Here is a 545-nt window from a genome sequence, read left to right on the forward strand (position 1 = left end):
GTTCGGCCGAGAATAGGCTTCCGGGACCGACACATAGATGTCGCCCCGGGTCGGTTCGTTGACCACGGTGAAATCGTCGGTATCGACCCCGGTGGTCAGCTTCGAGACGCTGGCGAAGCGATCGTCCTTGAGGCTGACGCGGGTCAGCCCCGACTTCGACATCGTGCAGGCGACCTCGCTGTTGTCCTTCGCCAGCACATGCTCGTCGGCAAAGGCTGGCGCGGCGAGCACCATTCCGCCCGCGACGATCATCCCTGCCCCGATCAGGCGCGATAGCGAACACAGGCGCGATGCGAAGGCGGTCCCGCCCCCGATCAGCCCGACTGCGACCCAGGCGGTCATGCGTCGTCTCCGATGGTTGCCGCGGCGTCCTTGTCGGCCTTGGTGACCATCCCGAAGCCCTTGAGCTGGAGAGTCAGGCCGCGATACGCCCAGTAGAAGCGGAACGTCTTCGGCTCGGCGGTGACCGACTTCGAGCCGACGACGGTGTGCAGCGTGCCGGTCACTTCCGAGGTCAGTTTCTCGGTGTCGACCTTCATGCCGGC

Annotated in this window: 2 protein-coding genes; both read right to left on the reverse strand. The window is 65.5% G+C overall.

Annotation, left to right across the window (positions count from 1 at the left end; translation table 11 throughout):
- On the reverse strand, positions 1-342 hold a 342-nt coding region (locus tag ACYVE7_RS35490), incomplete at its 3' end, for a TraK domain-containing protein (RefSeq protein ID WP_460371095.1).
- Positions 339-545: TraE/TraK family type IV conjugative transfer system protein (locus ACYVE7_RS35495; protein ID WP_460371097.1), on the reverse strand; the 207-nt coding region annotated here is incomplete at its 5' end. The genes ACYVE7_RS35490 and ACYVE7_RS35495, both read right to left, overlap by 4 nt.

The sequence above is a fragment of the Actinocorallia lasiicapitis genome (assembly GCF_054778695.1).